Origin of the sequence: Streptomyces violascens (assembly GCF_014649955.1) — a bacterium.
Lineage (GTDB): Bacteria > Actinomycetota > Actinomycetes > Streptomycetales > Streptomycetaceae > Streptomyces > Streptomyces violascens.
In genome coordinates this window covers 280,519-296,156 of record NZ_BMUA01000005.1, presented here as the reverse complement: position 1 = coordinate 296,156, position 15,638 = coordinate 280,519, and the positions used below count along the sequence as shown (strand labels likewise).

General features: G+C 70.2%; 12 protein-coding genes. 6 read left to right on the top strand and 6 right to left on the bottom strand.

Translation table 11 applies throughout. The annotated features are described in order from the left end of the window. Window positions 1-175 precede the first annotated feature (175 nt). The gene (locus IE206_RS14735; RefSeq protein WP_189962582.1) at window positions 176-1,366 is read left to right on the top strand and encodes a cytochrome P450; all 1,191 of its coding nucleotides are present in this window, start codon (window positions 176-178) and stop codon (window positions 1,364-1,366) included. Between the two features lie 240 nt (window positions 1,367-1,606). Further along, on the top strand, window positions 1,607-2,443 hold the full coding sequence (locus IE206_RS14730) for an MOSC domain-containing protein (RefSeq protein WP_189962581.1): 837 nt from the start codon (window positions 1,607-1,609) through the stop codon (window positions 2,441-2,443). A 17-nt stretch (window positions 2,444-2,460) separates the two neighbouring features. Here the strand turns inward: IE206_RS14730 and IE206_RS14725 are convergent, their stop codons facing one another. From IE206_RS14725 to IE206_RS14710, 4 genes are all read right to left on the bottom strand, one after another. Continuing rightward, window positions 2,461-2,697: a DUF5133 domain-containing protein gene (locus tag IE206_RS14725; RefSeq protein WP_189962627.1), complete on the bottom strand. Its 237-nt coding sequence runs from the start codon at window positions 2,695-2,697 to the stop codon at window positions 2,461-2,463. A gap of 62 nt (window positions 2,698-2,759) precedes the next feature. Further along, on the bottom strand, window positions 2,760-3,242 hold the full coding sequence (locus IE206_RS14720) for a response regulator (RefSeq protein ID WP_189962580.1): 483 nt from the start codon (window positions 3,240-3,242) through the stop codon (window positions 2,760-2,762). A gap of 167 nt (window positions 3,243-3,409) precedes the next feature. Further along, window positions 3,410-3,667, bottom strand: coding sequence for a hypothetical protein (locus tag IE206_RS14715; protein WP_189962579.1), 258 nt, complete (start codon window positions 3,665-3,667; stop codon window positions 3,410-3,412). Between the two features lie 482 nt (window positions 3,668-4,149). Further along, window positions 4,150-5,058, bottom strand: coding sequence for an NAD(P)-dependent oxidoreductase (locus IE206_RS14710; protein ID WP_189962578.1), 909 nt, complete (start codon window positions 5,056-5,058; stop codon window positions 4,150-4,152). A gap of 83 nt (window positions 5,059-5,141) precedes the next feature. On the opposite strand from IE206_RS14710, the gene IE206_RS14705 reads away from it, so the two are divergent. From IE206_RS14705 to IE206_RS14695, 3 genes are all read left to right on the top strand, one after another. Beyond that, window positions 5,142-5,513, top strand: a complete 372-nt coding sequence (locus IE206_RS14705; protein WP_189962577.1) for a winged helix-turn-helix transcriptional regulator — start codon at window positions 5,142-5,144, stop codon at window positions 5,511-5,513. A 669-nt stretch (window positions 5,514-6,182) separates the two neighbouring features. Further along, window positions 6,183-8,351 carry a M4 family metallopeptidase gene (locus IE206_RS14700; RefSeq protein ID WP_189962576.1) on the top strand — a complete coding sequence of 723 codons (2,169 nt, stop codon included), beginning with the start codon at window positions 6,183-6,185 and terminating at the stop codon, window positions 8,349-8,351. A gap of 204 nt (window positions 8,352-8,555) precedes the next feature. After that, window positions 8,556-11,387 carry an AAA family ATPase gene (locus IE206_RS14695; RefSeq protein ID WP_189962575.1) on the top strand — a complete coding sequence of 944 codons (2,832 nt, stop codon included), beginning with the start codon at window positions 8,556-8,558 and terminating at the stop codon, window positions 11,385-11,387. A 42-nt stretch (window positions 11,388-11,429) separates the two neighbouring features. Here IE206_RS14695 and IE206_RS14690 read toward each other — a convergent pair whose 3' ends face one another. Then, a complete protein-coding gene (locus tag IE206_RS14690) occupies window positions 11,430-12,620 on the bottom strand; it encodes an enoyl-[acyl-carrier-protein] reductase FabV (RefSeq protein WP_189962574.1) in 1,191 nt (396 codons plus the stop codon). Between the two features lie 338 nt (window positions 12,621-12,958). Between IE206_RS14690 and IE206_RS14685 the strand changes: the two genes are divergently transcribed. Next, complete coding sequence (locus tag IE206_RS14685) at window positions 12,959-14,041, top strand: DUF5954 family protein (protein WP_189962573.1); 1,083 nt, start codon at window positions 12,959-12,961, stop codon at window positions 14,039-14,041. Window positions 14,042-14,166: 125 nt separating this feature from the next. On the opposite strand, the gene IE206_RS14680 is transcribed toward IE206_RS14685, so the two are convergent. Further along, window positions 14,167-15,456: a M20 metallopeptidase family protein gene (locus IE206_RS14680; RefSeq protein WP_189962572.1), complete on the bottom strand. Its 1,290-nt coding sequence runs from the start codon at window positions 15,454-15,456 to the stop codon at window positions 14,167-14,169. Between the last annotated feature and the right edge of the window lie 182 nt (window positions 15,457-15,638).

Genomic DNA, 15,638 nt, shown 5'->3' with positions numbered 1-15,638 from the left:
TATTGCCTTCACCGTCACTCATTGCAACGCTGCATTGCATTCGACCTCAGCGTCATTGCATCAATTTACCGCCGTCTACCTGGCTCTTAGCCATTCATTTGATTGATGGGAATCCGAATGCAACGTAGCATTCGACACATGCCAAACACGCACTGTCGCGAGATGAGGAACGGTCATGAGTGAATCCCTCCACACCGTCACGACGCTGCCGACGGAGCGTCAGCCCGGGTGTCCCTTCGATCCGCCCGCAGAGCTGACCGAGGCCCGCCGGCACGGGCCCATCAGCCGGTACACCCACCCCGGCGGAAAACCCGGCTGGCTCATCACCGGCTACGACCTGGTCAGGTCGGTCCTCGCCGACCCTCGGTTCAGCTCGCGCAAAGAGCTCCTGAACGTGGTCGACTTCGAGATCCCGCCGGCGCCGCCCGGCGAATTCCTCCTCATGGACGAACCCCAGCACAGCCGCTACCGGAAGCCGCTGGTGGGCAAGTTCACCGCACGGCGCATGCGACTGCTCACCGAACGCATCGAGCAGATCACCACCGACTGCCTGGATGCGATGGAGAAGGCCGGACCGCCGACGGACCTCGTGACCGCGTTCGCCAAGCCCATCCCCACCATCATCATCTGCGAGCTGCTGGGAGTCCCGTACGAGGACCGGGACTCCTTCCAGGAACAGATCGACAAGTTCATGAACGGGGAGACGAATGACGAGGACCTGATAGCGGCCTACACCGCGACCCAGAACTACCTCGCACAACTGGTGGCCGCCAAGCGCGCGAACCCCACCGACGACGTGCTCAGCGAACTCACCGACAGCGACCTGAGCGACGAGGAGCTGCAGGGGATCAGCCTGATCCTCCTCGCTGCCGGGTTCGATACCACCGCCAACATGCTGTCCCTCGGCACCTTCGCGCTGCTGCAGAACCCTGAGCAACTGGCCGCGCTGCGCGCCGATCCCGCGCTCATCGACCGGGCCGTGGAGGAGTTGCTCCGGTATCTGAGCGTCGCCAAGTCGTTCATGAGGACGGCCCTGGTGGACGTCGAGCTGGGCGGCCAGACCATCGAGGCCGGCACGACGGTCGTCCTCTCGTACAACACCGCCAACCGCGACCCCGAGCGCTTCGCCGACCCGCATGTACTCGACCTCGGGAGGCAGGACGGCGCGAATCTGGCTTTCGGTCACGGCATCCACCTGTGCCTGGGCCAGCAGTTGGCCCGCATCGAGATGCGGGTCGCGTTCTCCGCGCTGCTCAGCCGCTTCCCCACACTGCGCCTGGCCGTACCGGCCGAAGAGGTAGGACTGCGCCCGGAGAGCGCGGACATCTACGGGGTGAAGAACCTCCCGGTCACCTGGGACAGGTGACCGGGAGGCCCTGCCGGCCTGGTCGGACGACGTCCGCCTGGCCGCACGAGCCCGCCACCGTCGACTACCACCGAGCCGCACCTGGCGTCTCCAACTCTCCGCCGCCGGCGCACGGACCACCCGGCTCCCCGAACCCGGCACGGCGCCCGCCACCGCTGTGCGGCCGCATCCCGGTGGACTCCCTGAAGTTCGACGGCGACCCCGGTTCCCCCATCGGCGCGGAAGATCAATAATCGGCGGATGGGTACTGTGGCGGCGCTGCGCCGTTATCCGGTCAAATCCATGCTCGGCGAGACCGGGGCCGAGATGCGGGTCACCCCGCGCGGCGTGTACGGCGACCGGGCGTTCGCTGTGCTCGATGCGTCGGGTGCCGTCGGCAGCGTCAAACACCCCCGGAAGTGGGGGCAGTTGCTGAGCTGCCGAAGCCGCTGGAACAAAATGGGCGTACCCCAGGTGGAACTTCCGGACGGCACGACCCTGCACGCAGGCGACGCCGAACTCGACGAGCGGCTCTCCGAGTTGCTGGGCAGGCGGGTGGCGCTGTCGGACAGCCCACCGCAAGGCGGCACCCTGGAGCGCGCGGTCCCGGAATACGAGGGTGGCGCGCCGGACGTCGTACGCGAGCAGGCGTACGTCGACGCGACCGGGGCGAGCGTCACGGCCGGGCGGGTCGCGGCGGGGACCTTTTTCGATTTCGGGAAGGTCCACCTGGTGACCACGGCGACCCTGGGCCGGCTTCGGTCCGCTTATCCCGCGGGGGACTTCGATGCCCGCCGTTTTCGACCGAATGTGGTCGTTGACGTCCCCCGCGAACCCGGCTTCCCCGAGGACGCCTGGGAGGGCCGGACCCTGCGGGTCGGCGAGGTGCTGTTCCGGGTCACGGTGCCCACACCCCGTTGCGTGGTCCCGGCCCTGGCCCACGACGAGTTGCCCGCCGACCCGGGCATCACACGCACGGTGGCCCGCGAGCACCGGGTGCCCGTACTCACCCTGGGCCGACTGGCCTGCGTGGGCGTGTACTTGGACGTACTGGAGCCGGGCACGATCAGGGTCGGCGACCCCGTGACCCTGGGCTGACCGGCGCCTGCAAAGCCTCAGGTGGCGACGGTGTCCAGCACGGAGTCGTCCAGGGTGCGCGCCCCCGGCAGCCGGTGCCGGGCGGCGATCACCGCGGCGTCGATGTCTCGCGTCCCCGTCGACACGCACAGGGTGTACGCCACGTCGTCCAGGCGCTGACGAGTCGCCTCGCTTCCCTCGCTCGCCTCCAGGGCGCGGAGCGCGGTGTATTCGTCGAGGAGTTCGCGGAGCACTGCGGGGTGGGCCATCAGCATGGGCGGGAGACCTCCGGTCGGCACGGCTTGGACACCTACTCGGGTGCCCCTGCCTCCCCGTCCTACACCCCCCACCCGTACCGGGCGGGGGCGGGCTGCGGGGTGGTGGCGGAATACGTACGGCTGCCCAGGTCGGCCAGTGCGCGCACGTGGCAGCGCAGCGCCCAGGGGTCGACTGGCTTGATGAGGAACCCGGCGGCGCCCATACGGTAGGCGCGCTCGGCGAGTCGGTCGTCGCGGCCGGTACCGGTGATGAGCAGCACCGGTACCTCGCGGGTCTGATCCAGGCGCGAGAGGTAGGACATGGTGTCCAGCCCGTCGATCCCGGGCATCTCGATGTCCATCACGACGGTGGCGACCGGGTGGCGCAGGACAGCTTTGAGAGCCTGCTCACCGCTGGTGGCCCGCAACAGTCGCCGGCCGAGCGGAGCCAGCGCATGTTCGAGCGCGAAGAGGTTGTCCTCGTGGTCGTCGACGAGGAGCAGCGCGCCTTCGGTACGGGGCGGGGGGCCGGCCGGGTCGGCGGCAGGGGGTGGTGCGGGCATGGGTGTCTCCCCACTGATCGGCACAGCACGATGAGCGGGAGAGCCTCTGCCTGACTCTTCCGGACCCGAGCGTAGCCAGGTGCAGCCGCGCGCAGGAAAGAGACCAAGCACGAGGGACTTCCGACTGCATCACTCCCCCTCGGACGACTGCAGTGCCGCCGGTCGCCTCAGGTGAGCGAGATCCTCAGCTCGTAGGGCCGCCCGGTGCTGATGGCCTCCGCCTGCTCACGCAGGTCCGCCGCGGTGAACCCGAGCAGTGCCCGGTCGGCGGCGGCGCGCAGCAGGGGCACGATCCGGACGGGCGGCTGACCGCGGTGGGTCGCGGCGAGCTCCACGAACGCCTGCTGGTACGAGGTGCCGTGGCTGCCGGAGCTGTCGGCGAGGAGCCGCGCCAGCGCTGTCCTGTCGATGCTGATGTTGCCCATGGCCGCTCCCTTGGCTCGATGGCTCCGGCCGGTCCGGTCCCATGCCATCGACGTTAGAGGGAGGCACTGACAATCCGGTCGGCCCTTGGTCGAGGGCCGCTCAGGCCCGGTTGTGCCCGGGAGGTGAGGTGGACGAAGCCATGCGCCCCGTGCATGGGGCGCGCGGGGACGAGCAGAGGGGTGTCAGAAGCGCCGGGCGGATTCCTGTGCGTGGGCCATGCGCCGCAGGCTCAGCAGTACTCCACCGCCCGCCGCTGGTCCGGCTCCCACCCCCGGGCCATCGCCGGGGCACAAACCCGAGGCTACCCATCAGCGGAGTGCAGGCAGTACGGCTTCTCGCCGACCGCCCTTCGCGCCCCCACCCGGGGGCCATCCTCACTTCAACTCCCTTACAAATGAAGGGGGTTAAGGCACACCTACAGAAGCCCAGCACGCCGTCACCCCGCGCCCCACCACGGAAACGCCGGCCCGGCCCCCCTTCGTCAGCGCGGTACTCGGATGCTGTCGATGATGCGCGTCCAGTTGTCGCTGCCGTGTCCGGCCTCGATCGCATGCCGATAGTGAGCCTGCACGGCCAGCGGGAGGGCCAGGTCGAGGCCGAGCGACCTGGTGGTTTCGACGATGTGGTCGGCCGTCGCACCCATCATGGTGACCGTGCTGAGGTCGCCCGGATGCTCGCCGGCATCGAGCGCGGTGCCAGGATTGTCTTCGCCCGCCCGCAGAATGTCGCCGATCGAGGCGGCCGAGGAGAGCAACTCCGGCAGCGCCTCCGAGGCCCTCATTCCTGCGGTACCCAGCATCGCGGTGGCGTGCATCAGGGCGGACAAGCTGGTGAGGAATACCGCGAGTTGGGCCTGGTACATCATCTGGGCGAGGCCCGGGTCCTCCCCCAGGTACTTCGGCGTTCCGAGCAGCGCCAACGTCGCCAGATGGCTCTGCATCCCCTCTTTGCGTCCGCTGTAGTAGACGTACGCCGCCTCCGTACCGACCATCGGTGCGGGGACCATGACGCCGCCGGTGAGGAAGGCGGCGCCGTGAGCCGCCGCCCAGGCCGCCGCTTCGCGCGTGCGGTCGGGTGTGTCGGAGCTCAGGTTGACCAGTGTCCGGCCGGCGAGCGATCCGGTGGCGCCGTCGAGGACGTCGTACATCGCCTGATAGTCGGTGAGACTGAGGATCACGAGGTCACTCGCTTCGACCGCCTCGCCGGGTGTCTCCGCGCGTATCGCTCCGTCGGACACGACGCCGTCGGCCCGGCCGGCGGTGCGGTTCCAGACCGTGACCGGGTGGCCGGCCCCAAGAAGGCTGCGGGTCATCGCCTGCCCCATTGGGCCGAGCCCGATCACGGTGACAGCGCTGTTTTTCCTAGTGGTGTGGTTCTGTTGTTCGTTCACAGCTCCATGATCGAAGAGCGCCGTTAGCCTCGGAAGTACCCACTATTTTCTGCGGTACTTACCTTTTAGTAAGGGGATCAGTGATGACCAGGACGCCCAGACGCGGGCCTTACATCTGCGGCATCGACGCCGCGCTCGACGTGGTGAGCGGCAAGTGGAAGGGCTTGATCCTCTGGGAACTCGATGCCCATGGCATACGACGCTTCGCTGAGCTCCGTCGCGGCATGCCGGGAGTGAGCGAGAAGATGCTGACGCAGCACTTGCGCGAGATGGAGGAGGACGGTCTCGTGCACCGAAAGGTGTACGCGGAGGTTCCGCCGCGAGTGGAGTACTCCCTGACTGAGCACGGGCGCACCCTCAATCGAGCTCTCGGTCCACTCGGCGACTGGGGAGTCGAGCGGATACGTCGAGAGGCCTCCGAAGTGGTCGAAGCGGCTGAGCCCTCGCAGGGCTGAGGCCCGAGGCCGCCAACTCTGCCCATACAGACCCTAGTTGAAGGGCCGGTCTGCATTGCCGCGCAGGTGCGCGGTGATGGGCCGCGAGCGCGGGATCGTGACGGCGTCGGTCAGCACACGCGTTTGCCTCCCGCGCCGAGTGAAGGTGGACTACCCAGGACGCTGCGCCCCCGCCGATGGCGAGAGCCGGGGGCTCGGTGTCGGAGGTCGCCACGCCGACGAGGCAAGCCGGGCGGACGGGTCCCAGTCAAGTGCCCTCCGTGGAAAGGGCCTTGCGTAACCCCTCAAGCGCAATCGTGACAGCGGATCTGGTCGAGCGTGCACTCGTACTCGTACATTCCGTGCCGCCGATCGCCGCAGGGTTCCCTTCAACTCCCCTCATGGCAACACCCGTTGGGAATACCATCACGCGCGCACCGGCCCCGCCGCGCTGAGGCACCCTGCCGCTGCCTCCTGGCCGGATCCAGCCCCCATCGGGATAGGGAAACCCCTCACACTCACCGGACTGCCTGGCCGCCGCCACCCCCGTTGCGGACACTCATGCGTCGGCGCGGCTCCCGCCACGAGCGGCGCCGTCAGCACCCCCGCACGTGTCCGCCGCCTCCCCAACTGCCTTGCGCACCAGCGGCGGACGGCCCCGTGTCCTAAGGGAAAGGAACCCCCACTCCTATGGAGATACGAAGAGCCGCGAGGCTCTTGACGGCCGCGCTGGCCTGCGTGTCCGCGTCCGCCATCGCCCTGCCCGCCGCCACGGCGGCACCGACGCCGCACCCCGCGCCGACCGCCGGCCCGGGCGCCTTCGCCGCGGCGCCCTACACGGCCGATCCGGCCCCCGCCGTGCGCAGCCGCGTCGTGGACGCCGCGCAGAAGGCGCTGGTGGCCCACGCGAGTGCCGCCCACAAGGCCGACGGCGACGCCTTCTCGGTCCGGAACCTGGTGGTCGACCGGGACGGTGCCGCTGCCGTCCGCTTCGACCGCACGTACAAGGGCCTTCCCGCCTACGGCGGCGACGTCATCGTGCACCTGAAGAAGGACGGGACGTACGCATCGCTGGCCACCGGCTCGCAGGCCTCCGGGGCGGTGTCCACCGAGCCCCAACTGCCCGCATCCAGCGCCACGAAGGTGTCGGCCGGCGCGTTCGAGGGGCACGTCGACTCCGTCTCCGCCTCGCACCTCGCGGTGCAGATGGCAGGCACCGACGCCACCCTGGTCTGGGAGACCGTCGTCAGCGGCACGCGCCCGGACCGCACACCCAGCCGCCTGCACGTTCTGGTGGACGCCCGTACCGGCAAGGTCGTACGGACCAAGGACGAGGTGAGTACGTTCGCGGCCGAGGGGGCCGCGCACGCCACCGCCTCGAAGGTCGGTGCGGCGGCCCGGGCCGCCGCACCGACGGTCGCCGGGACGGGCCAGTCGATCTACAGCGGCCGGGTCTCCCTCGACGTCACCCAGTCCGGCAGCGGCTACTCGATGACGGACCCCTCGCACGGCAACGGCTACACGACCGACCTCAACCACGCCACCAACGGCACCGGTTCGGTCTTCACCAGCTCCAGCGGCACCTTCGGCAACGGCTCCACCAGCGACCCGGCGTCCGCCGGTGCCGACGCGCACTACGGCGCGGCCGAGACGTTCGACTACTACAAGAACGTCCAGGGCCGCAACGGCATCTTCGGCGACGGCCGGGGCGTACCGTCGCGGACGCACTACGGCAACGCGTACGTGAACGCCTTCTGGGACGGCACGCAGATGACCTACGGCGACGGCCAGAGCAACGCGCGCCCGCTGGTCGAACTCGATGTCGCGGGCCACGAGATGAGCCATGGTGTGAGCGGTGCACTCACCGGCTGGGACGAGACCGGCGAGACCGGCGGCATGAACGAGGGCACCAGCGACATCTTCGGCACCATGGTCGAGTTCTATGCCAACAACCCGGTCGACACACCCGACTACACCATGGGTGAACTCATCAACATCAACGGCGACGGCCGGCCGCTGCGCTACATGTACAACCCCTCCCTCGACGGCCGGTCGCCCAACTGCTGGAACAGCAGCAACGGCAGCCTCGACCCGCACTACTCGATGGGCCCGCTGAACCACTGGTTCTTCCTGGCGGCCGTCGGCAGCGGCGACCACGGCTACGGCAACAGCCCGACCTGCAACAACTCCACGGTCACCGGGCTCGGCAACGACAAGGCCGCCAAGATCTGGTACAAGGCCCTTGCCTCGTACGCCAACAGCAGCGAGGACTACCACCAGGCACGCATCGACTCGCTGAAGGCCGCAGCCGACCTCTACGGCACGCACTGCACCGAGTACAACACCGTCGACGCGGCCTGGGCCGCCGTCAGCGTCACCGGCGCCGACCCCGTCCCCGGCAGTTGCAACAGTCAGCCGGGCTCCCCCTCGGTGACCAACCCGGGCAACCAGAACGGCACCGTCGGCACCGCCGTCTCGCTGCAGATCCAGGCGAGCGACCCCGGCGGCAAGACGCTCACCTACAGTGCGACTGGCCTGCCCGCGGGTCTTTCGATCAACTCCTCCACGGGTCTCGTCACCGGCACCCCGACGACCGCCGGCACCGCGTCCGTGACCGTCACGGTGAAGAACACCGACAACGCCACCGGTACGGCCTCCTTCACCTGGACCATCACAGGCGGCGGCAACCCGCCAGGAGGATGCGGCAACCTCCCGGCGTGGAGCGCGTCCAGTAGTTACGTGCCGGGCGACCAGGTCTCGTACAACGGCCACAAGTGGTCCTCCCAGTGGTACTCGACCGGCGCCGAGCCCGGCGCACCCGGATCCTGGGCCGTCTGGAAGGACGCGGGCGCCTGCTGATTGGTCATCAACTCTCGCACATGGGCGGGCTGTTGGTCTTCCGACCGGCAGCCCGTCCGCGTACCGATGAACGGCTCCTCCCCCCTCCGCAATTGGTCTTGACCTTTCACCGAGAGCAGTCCTACATTCGGCGCGGCACCATGAAGGGCAGGTTCATGATCGACGTCTGAGGCGTGAACGAGGCTGTGTCCGGGAGGGCTTGCGATGACCGAGCCGACCGCGCTTCCGCCCGGTGTCGAACGCAGCGCCCTCTGCGACACCGTACGGACCCACCTGTCACGCGGCGGCGGTGTCCTGCTCACCGGACCGGCGGGCATCGGCCGGACCACGGTGGTGGCTCGGCTGTCCGCGGAACTGCGCACCCGCGGCCGCCGGGTCCTGCGCTGTTCGCCCTCCCCCGCCGAACAGGACAGTCCCTTCCTGGGACTCATCGACCTGCTGACCGACGTCGCCGACGACACCCTCGCCTCGCTGGCTGCCCACGAACGCGCCGCACTCGAAGAGGTCCTGCTGCGCAGCGAGTCGGCCGGTCCGGCCGCCGGGCGCGATGCGCTCGTCCTGCGGATCGCCGTCCGCAAGGTCCTCGCCCTGCTCGGCGACACCGGTCCGGTCCTGCTGGTCGTCGACGATGCACAGTGGCTCGACCGGCCGACGGCAGAGGTCCTCAAGTACCTTTCCCGCCGCGCCGATTCGCGCCTGTCGGTGCTCGCCACGCTGCGGACAGGGGACGGCTCGGGCTCCTCGTCCGACCGCTCCGTACTGGAACTGTGCGCCCAGCCGGTCCGCCGGATACGCGTCCCGCCCCTGACCGCCCACGGGGTCGGCGAACTCCTGGAGCGGCACGATCACCCCTCCTGGCCCCACCCCCTCCTCGCGCGACTGCATCAGGCGAGCGGCGGTAATCCCCGTACGGCACTGGAGCTCAGCTCCGCACTCGACGAGCGCGTCCGCCTTGAGGGCAATGACTTACCCGACTCGACCGAACCGCTCCCCGTCCCGGACTCCCTGCGCCGACCGATCCTCGACCGCATCGGCGCACTGCCCGCCAGTGCCCGGCAGACGCTGGTCGTCGCGGGCGCCGCCGTACGTCCCACGGTGGAGTTGCTACGGCGGGCGGGCTGCCGGCAGGTCTTGGCCGATCTGGACACCTGCGTACGGGGTGGAATCATCCGCATCGTGCCGGCGTCCGACCAGGGGACCATCAGGTTTCTGGATCCGCTGACGCCGATGGTGCTCCAGTCCGAGACCCCGCACGAACGCCTCCTTGAGGCGCACCGCGTGCTGGCCGACGCTTCCGACGACGCGGTCGAGCGCGCACACCACATCGCGCGGCTGGCGGCGGGCCCCGATCCGGTCGTGGCCGCCCGGCTCTCCGCGGCCGCCTCGGCGGCCCGCCGCCGGGGTGCTCCGAAGACCGCGGCGAAACTCGGCCGCCTGGCCGCCGAGTACACCCCCGCCGGTCAGGCGTACGCCGACATCGAGCGCAGGCTCACCGCCGCCGAGGACGGCATCGAGGCCGGGGACCTCGGCTTCGCGCGGCAACTGGCGCACGAGGTACTGGGCAGCGCCGACCGCCCCGCCGACCGGGTACGCGCCTGGAATGTGGTCATCGACTCCTGTGGCCAGGCGATGGCCGAGATCGCGGACGTCTTCCCGGAGGCGGTACGCGACGCCGCCGGCGACCCCGAGCTGCTGGCCCAGTTGCACTACCGGATGAGCTGGCGCGAGTGGATGGTGGGTGGCTCGGCGCCACGCGCCCACGGCCATGCCGTTCGGGCCGCCGGGCTCGCGGCGCGGACCGGAGATCGCCGGACCGAGCTCATGGCGCTGACCCAACAGGCAGCCCTGGAACTCTTCCTGGGACTCCCTGAGGCGGAAACGACCCTGGCCGCGGCGCTCGCCGCACCACACGAAGTACACGCGATGACGCACCACAACGGACCCGTCTACCTCAAGTACCGGTTCCATCTTGTGCGCGACGAGCTGGACGAGGCCAGGGCCGAGCTGCGCACGCTGGTGTACCGGCTGCGGCAGCGCGGTTCGGCCGACAGTCTGAGCCAGTGCCTCATCGGGCTCGCGCAGGTCGAGATCCAGCGCGGACGCTGTCGTCCGGCCCTGACCATCGCCCGCCAGAGCCTGCGCATCGTCGAGGAGGCGGGGCTCAGTCAGGGGCCCGCGTGGTACGCGGTCTCGCTCGCCGAGACGGCCGGCGGCAGCCTGAACCGGGCGCTCACCGCGGCGGAGACGGCCAAACGGCACAGCGAGGACGACGACGACCGGCTCTTCCTGCCCCGAGCTCTGCATGCCGAGGGAAGGGTCAGGCTGTTCAGTGGCCAGAGCGGTGCGGCGGTCGAACTCCTCCGACGTGTAGGCGAGTTGGAGACGGCGCAAGGTCAGCGGGATCCGGCGACCCGGCGGTGGCACGCCGACCTCGCGGAGGCCCTGGCCGCCGACGGCGCACCGGATGAGGCGGAAGCGGTCATCGCCCTGGCCCGCCGCCAGGCCGAGCGGCTCGGCCGTCTCGGCATCCTGGCCACGCTCGACAGAGCGGCAGCGGCGGCCTCCACCGCCCATGGTCAACTACCGCGAGCGGCACGACAGTTGGAGAAGGCCGCAGCACGGCTACGGGCCACCGGATATCCCCTGGAGGAAGCCCGTGCCAGAGCGGACCTGGGCCGAGTCCGGCGCCGACTCGGAGACGAGGCCGCCGCCCGCGCCGCCTTCTCGGCCGCTCTCCGGATCTTCACCGAGGCCGACGCCCGTCCCTGGGCCGCCATGACCCGCGCCGAACGCGACCGTGCGCAAGACGGCTCGGCCTGCTTGCCCGAGGGTGGTTCCTGGTCGGACCACCTCACGTCCACCGAGCGCAGCGTGGTCGCCCGGGTCGCACAGGGTGCCACCAACCGCGAAATCGCGGCGGGCCTGGTACTCAGCGTGAAAACGGTGGAGGCGGCCCTCACTCGCGCGTACCGCAAACTGGGCGCCAAGTCGCGAGTGGACATCACACGCATGGTGATGACCCGGCCCATGGCGTAGGCGCGGGCTTCGAAGGTCCGCGCCGCATCCGGCTGTTGACTGTTACGGCGTCGGCCAGGCGACGGTGGTCTCGGCGGGCCGGTCGTAGTCGACGCCGGCGAGGCCCCAGCCGTAGAGCTCGCGGATCTGGCCGATGAACCAGTCGGCTCCGGCTGCCGATCGGTCGAGTCCTGATTCCGGGTCGGCCCACAGTTCGCGGACCTGGTCCTGGACCCGCGGGTCGAGCTCCCAGCCGTCGAGGCGCATGCGGCCCTCGTCGTCCGTCACGAGAGGAGTGGCGCCGGTGAGCTGGTCCCACAGGTCCTCCGCCTGCTGGGCGGTGGTACGGAAGCCCTCGCCGAGCACGGTCCGCAGGAACGTGGTGTACAGGGCGATGGAAGGGATGGCGCTGGAGGCCTGGGTGACGGCTGCTCCGGCGACGACCGTCATGGCGCGGCCACGGCCGGCGAGGACGCCCGTGTTCAGATGTCCGGCGGTGCGTTCCAGATGTTCCTTGGCTGCACCGATGGTGCCCTGCCGGTAGATGGGGGCGGTGAGTTCGGAGCCGATGTAGGTGAGTGCGGCGGTGGTGAAGCCGTCGGCGAGCAGGGAGCGTTCGGCCAGGGCCTGCACCCACAGCTGCCAGTCGGCGCCGCCCATCACCTGCTCGGTCCCGTACTTCTCTTCCTCGGTGGCCGCCTCCAGGCGGACGCTGGTGACCTTGGGGGTGCCGTCGGAGAAGTCCAGCGCCGGCGCCTCGTAGGGCGCGCCGAGCGGCTTGATCACCGAGTGGTGGACGGTGCCGGTCTCCGGGTCGGTACGGCGCGGGGCGGCGAGGCTGTAGATCAGGTGGTCCACCTGGCCGAACCGCTGCTCCACCAGGTCAAGCACCTCGTCCTTGCCCTTGTCGGAGAAGGCGTCCGTATTGACGAAGACGAAGTCGTGTCCGGCTTCGGCGGCGAGGCGGGCCGCGGCGGCGGTGCGGTACCAGCCGGCACTGGCGGTGCGCCGCTCCGTCTCCGCACCTTCGTAGGCGACGCCGACGCCGCGGATGCCGTGCTGACGGAGCCCGGTCAGCAGCGTGGCAAGGCCGTAGCCCGCGCTGTGGCCAAGGAGCAGGACCACGGGGCTGCTGCCGTCGGCACGCGGCGGGATCTGCTCCCACATACGGGTGACCGTCGCCGTGGACCCGGCCGGATGGGAGTTGACGATCAGAAAGCCGCGCTGCTTCGGGTCGATCTGCCTCAGGCTCACGTCGGTCCGTTCCGATTGGGGGTGGGAGGCGGACGGACGCGGGCCCATGGCCCTCTCGTCCGTGACGGCCGGGCGGAGCTCCACAGGGAGACCGGCTCGGCCGGGACCGGTGGTCGATCCAGGGATCGCACTCCGGATGTCCGTCATCGAAGATCGTATCGACGCCCGTGGGTACGGTCCTCTCCGAGCGCACTACGGAAAATCCGCCCGGCGGTTGTCGCATCCGTCATTGACTGCGCTCCTTGATCGGAGGGCGGACGATATCGCCCTTTCTGCAGAGAGGTGGGTGAATCCGCAGATTCAAGACGTCGGCGTACTGCCATCGGCAGGATGACGGCATGGACCTTGGGGATGCGGGACCGGGCCGATCGCGACCGATCACCGTGCGGGTGCCGGTGGAGCCGGTGGAAGCGGCTGTGGAGGCCGATGCCGTGGACGCCGTCGCGCGTACCGGGAATCTGGTCGTGCGAGGCCCCCTGTTCGGGGTGGCGGCACAGGACGACGGTGACGGGCCGACGTGGCGGGTCATCGTCGCGATCACGCTCGGCTGTCCTCAACAGGCCCGGGACAGCCTGAACTCGCGGCTGTGGTTCCGCGCGAAGGACGACGCGGACGGCCCGGAGGAGCGGCGCGCCCTGCTGGCGGCAGTCACCCGGCTGGAGACCGAGCGCGTCGACGAACTCGCGGTGGCCGGGACCCGGTTCCGCATCGTGCGCGCCGAGGAGTACGCGGCCGTCGGGGACCGGGGCGCAATGGAAGGGCCGCGCCCGACGGATCCCGAGCCCCTCGTCCCCGACTGGTCCCGCGCGTCCAGGGGACCGGAGGTCGATGTCGCTCTGGTCCTGGATCCGGAGGCCCCGGTCACCCCGACGCAGGTCGCTGAGCAGTTGGCACTACGGGACCTGTGCTACACCGGCGACCGCTTCCCCCACGACGTACGCGCCGACTCGCGCCGGGCCATGGACCTGCATCCGGACATTCTGCTGTTGCCGCCGTCGTTCACGGTCGTGGAGCAGTCGACGAACAGCTGGGCGCCGGTCAGCGGTCCGCATGCGAGCGCGCACTCTGCCCGCAGGTCCCTGGACTTCGCCCTGACCTGGACGTGGCCGCGCATGCGTGGGCTCATCCCGATCGACGCCGCCGTGGACGTCGACGCCCGTACCGAGTCCGCGGGCGACGGAACCGCCGGGCAGGCCGCGGACCTGGCCGAGTACGCCGAGGCCGCAACCGCGCTCCGGGCCGGGCGCGTCAACCGCCTGAAGTTCCGGGGCACCGTCTACCAGATCGCCCGTACGCGTCGCCTGCTGCGATGGGGGCCCGACGGCCCCGAAGGCCCGCGCCCGTCCGACGTCAACAGCCAGGACCCGGTACGCCTGCACCCGTTGCTCGACGAGGACGGCCGGATCGTCTCCCACGACTGACGCGGACGAGGAACGGCTCTGCCTCCCCACCGCAGGCGGCGGTCAGCGAGATGGCGCCAGGCATCCCGGCCACACCGCCCTTTGCGGCCTTGGGGACATCCCCGCTCGGCCACCGGCTCCGTTGGTCAGACGCCGGGCCTGTCGGTCCGCTCCGCGAGCCAGCCTGCCATTGCCCGTACGCCGACCCCGATGGCGCGCTCGTCCGGGGTGAAGTCGGGGTAGTGCGGGTACGCGGTGGTGATGGGTGCGCCGGGGGCGTGGACACCGAGGAACGTGAACGTTCCAGGGATGCGGTCCAGGTAGAGGGCGAAGTCCTCGCCGCTGAACGGAGGGAAGGCGGAGTGGAGCACGTTGACCGCGCCCCGGCCCAGTGTGCGGCGCAGGTGGCGGGCGAGCCTGTCACCATCACCTTCCGGGCACACCATGGCGGGGAACGGGTCGGAGGGAAAGGCCACCTCGGCGCCCGGGTACGAGGAGGCCAGGCGGCGGATGTCCTCGCGTACCTCCTCGTACCGCTCCTGCGGCCAGCAGCGGTAGGACACGCCGACCTTGGCCTCCTGTGCCCCGGCCCGCAGGGCCACGAACCGGGCCAGCGGCCCATGGGGTATTTGGGCGTCGGCGATCATCCGCTCGATGTCGGCAGGTGTCTGCGGCGGTGCCACCGTGGCGAGCGCGCCGATCTCGGCAGCCAGTCGCCGCGCGGCATCGGGTGCGCCCGGCCCGGTGACGGTCACCTCCGCCCTGTCCTGGCCCGGCAGCCCGAAGCCGGAGGTGACAGCGAACTGGCCGACGGGGAACGGCCCGCAGTGCAGCGCGTGGATCTCCTCGGCGCGGGTGCGCTCCAGCACGCCCGCGTCGATCACTGCGCGAGCACCGGTCAGGGCCTCCTCCGCAGGCTGGAAGAGGAACACCACCGTTCCGCTCAGTTGCCGCCGCAGCCGCATCAGGACCTTCGCAACACCGATGGCCACCGTGGTGTGGATGTCGTGCCCACACAGATGGGCCGCCGCCGGACCGCCCCCGACGATGTCCTTGGGCGGCACCGCGTCCATGTCCGCCCGATACGCGACCGTCCGGCCGGGCCGCGAGCCCCTCAGCACGGCGACCACACCGTTGCCGCCCACCCCCGCAGTGACCTCAAGACCGGCCGCTCGCAGCTCTGTGGCCACCACGGCAGCGGTGCGCTGCTCCTGGCCCGGCCTCTCCGGGTGGCGGTGGATGTCCCGCCGCAGCTCGATCAACCCGCGCTCCAGACGGGCCACTTCGGCGTCCACCGCTCGCTGCTCCCTCGGCCCCCTGAACCCGTCGGCGGCAGCTCTCCCCGCGGTACCCCACACCATTCCCGCGCCGGCTCCCGCCCCGATGGCCAGCACCGTACGGCGCGCGAGAGCATGCTCCTTGGGATGCTTCACCATTCCCCCTTCGTAATCCTTCACCTGGTCTTCCGCGGCATCGGACAGCGAAGCCGGCTCTCTGCCGTTGCCGTCTCGCCGCCCGCTGAGCGGTAGACCTGTGCGGTAAACGTCTTACGCCACGGTCGCTGCACGCGGGCACCCTTGCCCATACGGCGAGCCACCACTTCGGGGTGGGGACAGCC

Excerpts from the sequence above, each read along its gene's own strand:
- IE206_RS14735 (WP_189962582.1), top strand. The coding sequence starts at position 176 with ATGAGTGAATCCCTCCACACCGTCACGACGCTGCCGACGGAGCGTCAG.
- IE206_RS14730 (WP_189962581.1), top strand. The coding sequence starts at position 1,607 with ATGGGTACTGTGGCGGCGCTGCGCCGTTATCCGGTCAAATCCATGCTC.
- IE206_RS14725 (WP_189962627.1), bottom strand. The coding sequence starts at position 2,697 with ATGCTGATGGCCCACCCCGCAGTGCTCCGCGAACTCCTCGACGAATAC.
- IE206_RS14720 (WP_189962580.1), bottom strand. The coding sequence starts at position 3,242 with ATGCCCGCACCACCCCCTGCCGCCGACCCGGCCGGCCCCCCGCCCCGT.
- IE206_RS14715 (WP_189962579.1), bottom strand. The coding sequence starts at position 3,667 with ATGGGCAACATCAGCATCGACAGGACAGCGCTGGCGCGGCTCCTCGCC.
- IE206_RS14705 (WP_189962577.1), top strand. The coding sequence starts at position 5,142 with ATGACCAGGACGCCCAGACGCGGGCCTTACATCTGCGGCATCGACGCC.
- IE206_RS14700 (WP_189962576.1), top strand. The coding sequence starts at position 6,183 with ATGGAGATACGAAGAGCCGCGAGGCTCTTGACGGCCGCGCTGGCCTGC.
- IE206_RS14695 (WP_189962575.1), top strand. The coding sequence starts at position 8,556 with ATGACCGAGCCGACCGCGCTTCCGCCCGGTGTCGAACGCAGCGCCCTC.
- IE206_RS14685 (WP_189962573.1), top strand. The coding sequence starts at position 12,959 with ATGGACCTTGGGGATGCGGGACCGGGCCGATCGCGACCGATCACCGTG.
- IE206_RS14680 (WP_189962572.1), bottom strand. The coding sequence starts at position 15,456 with ATGGTGAAGCATCCCAAGGAGCATGCTCTCGCGCGCCGTACGGTGCTG.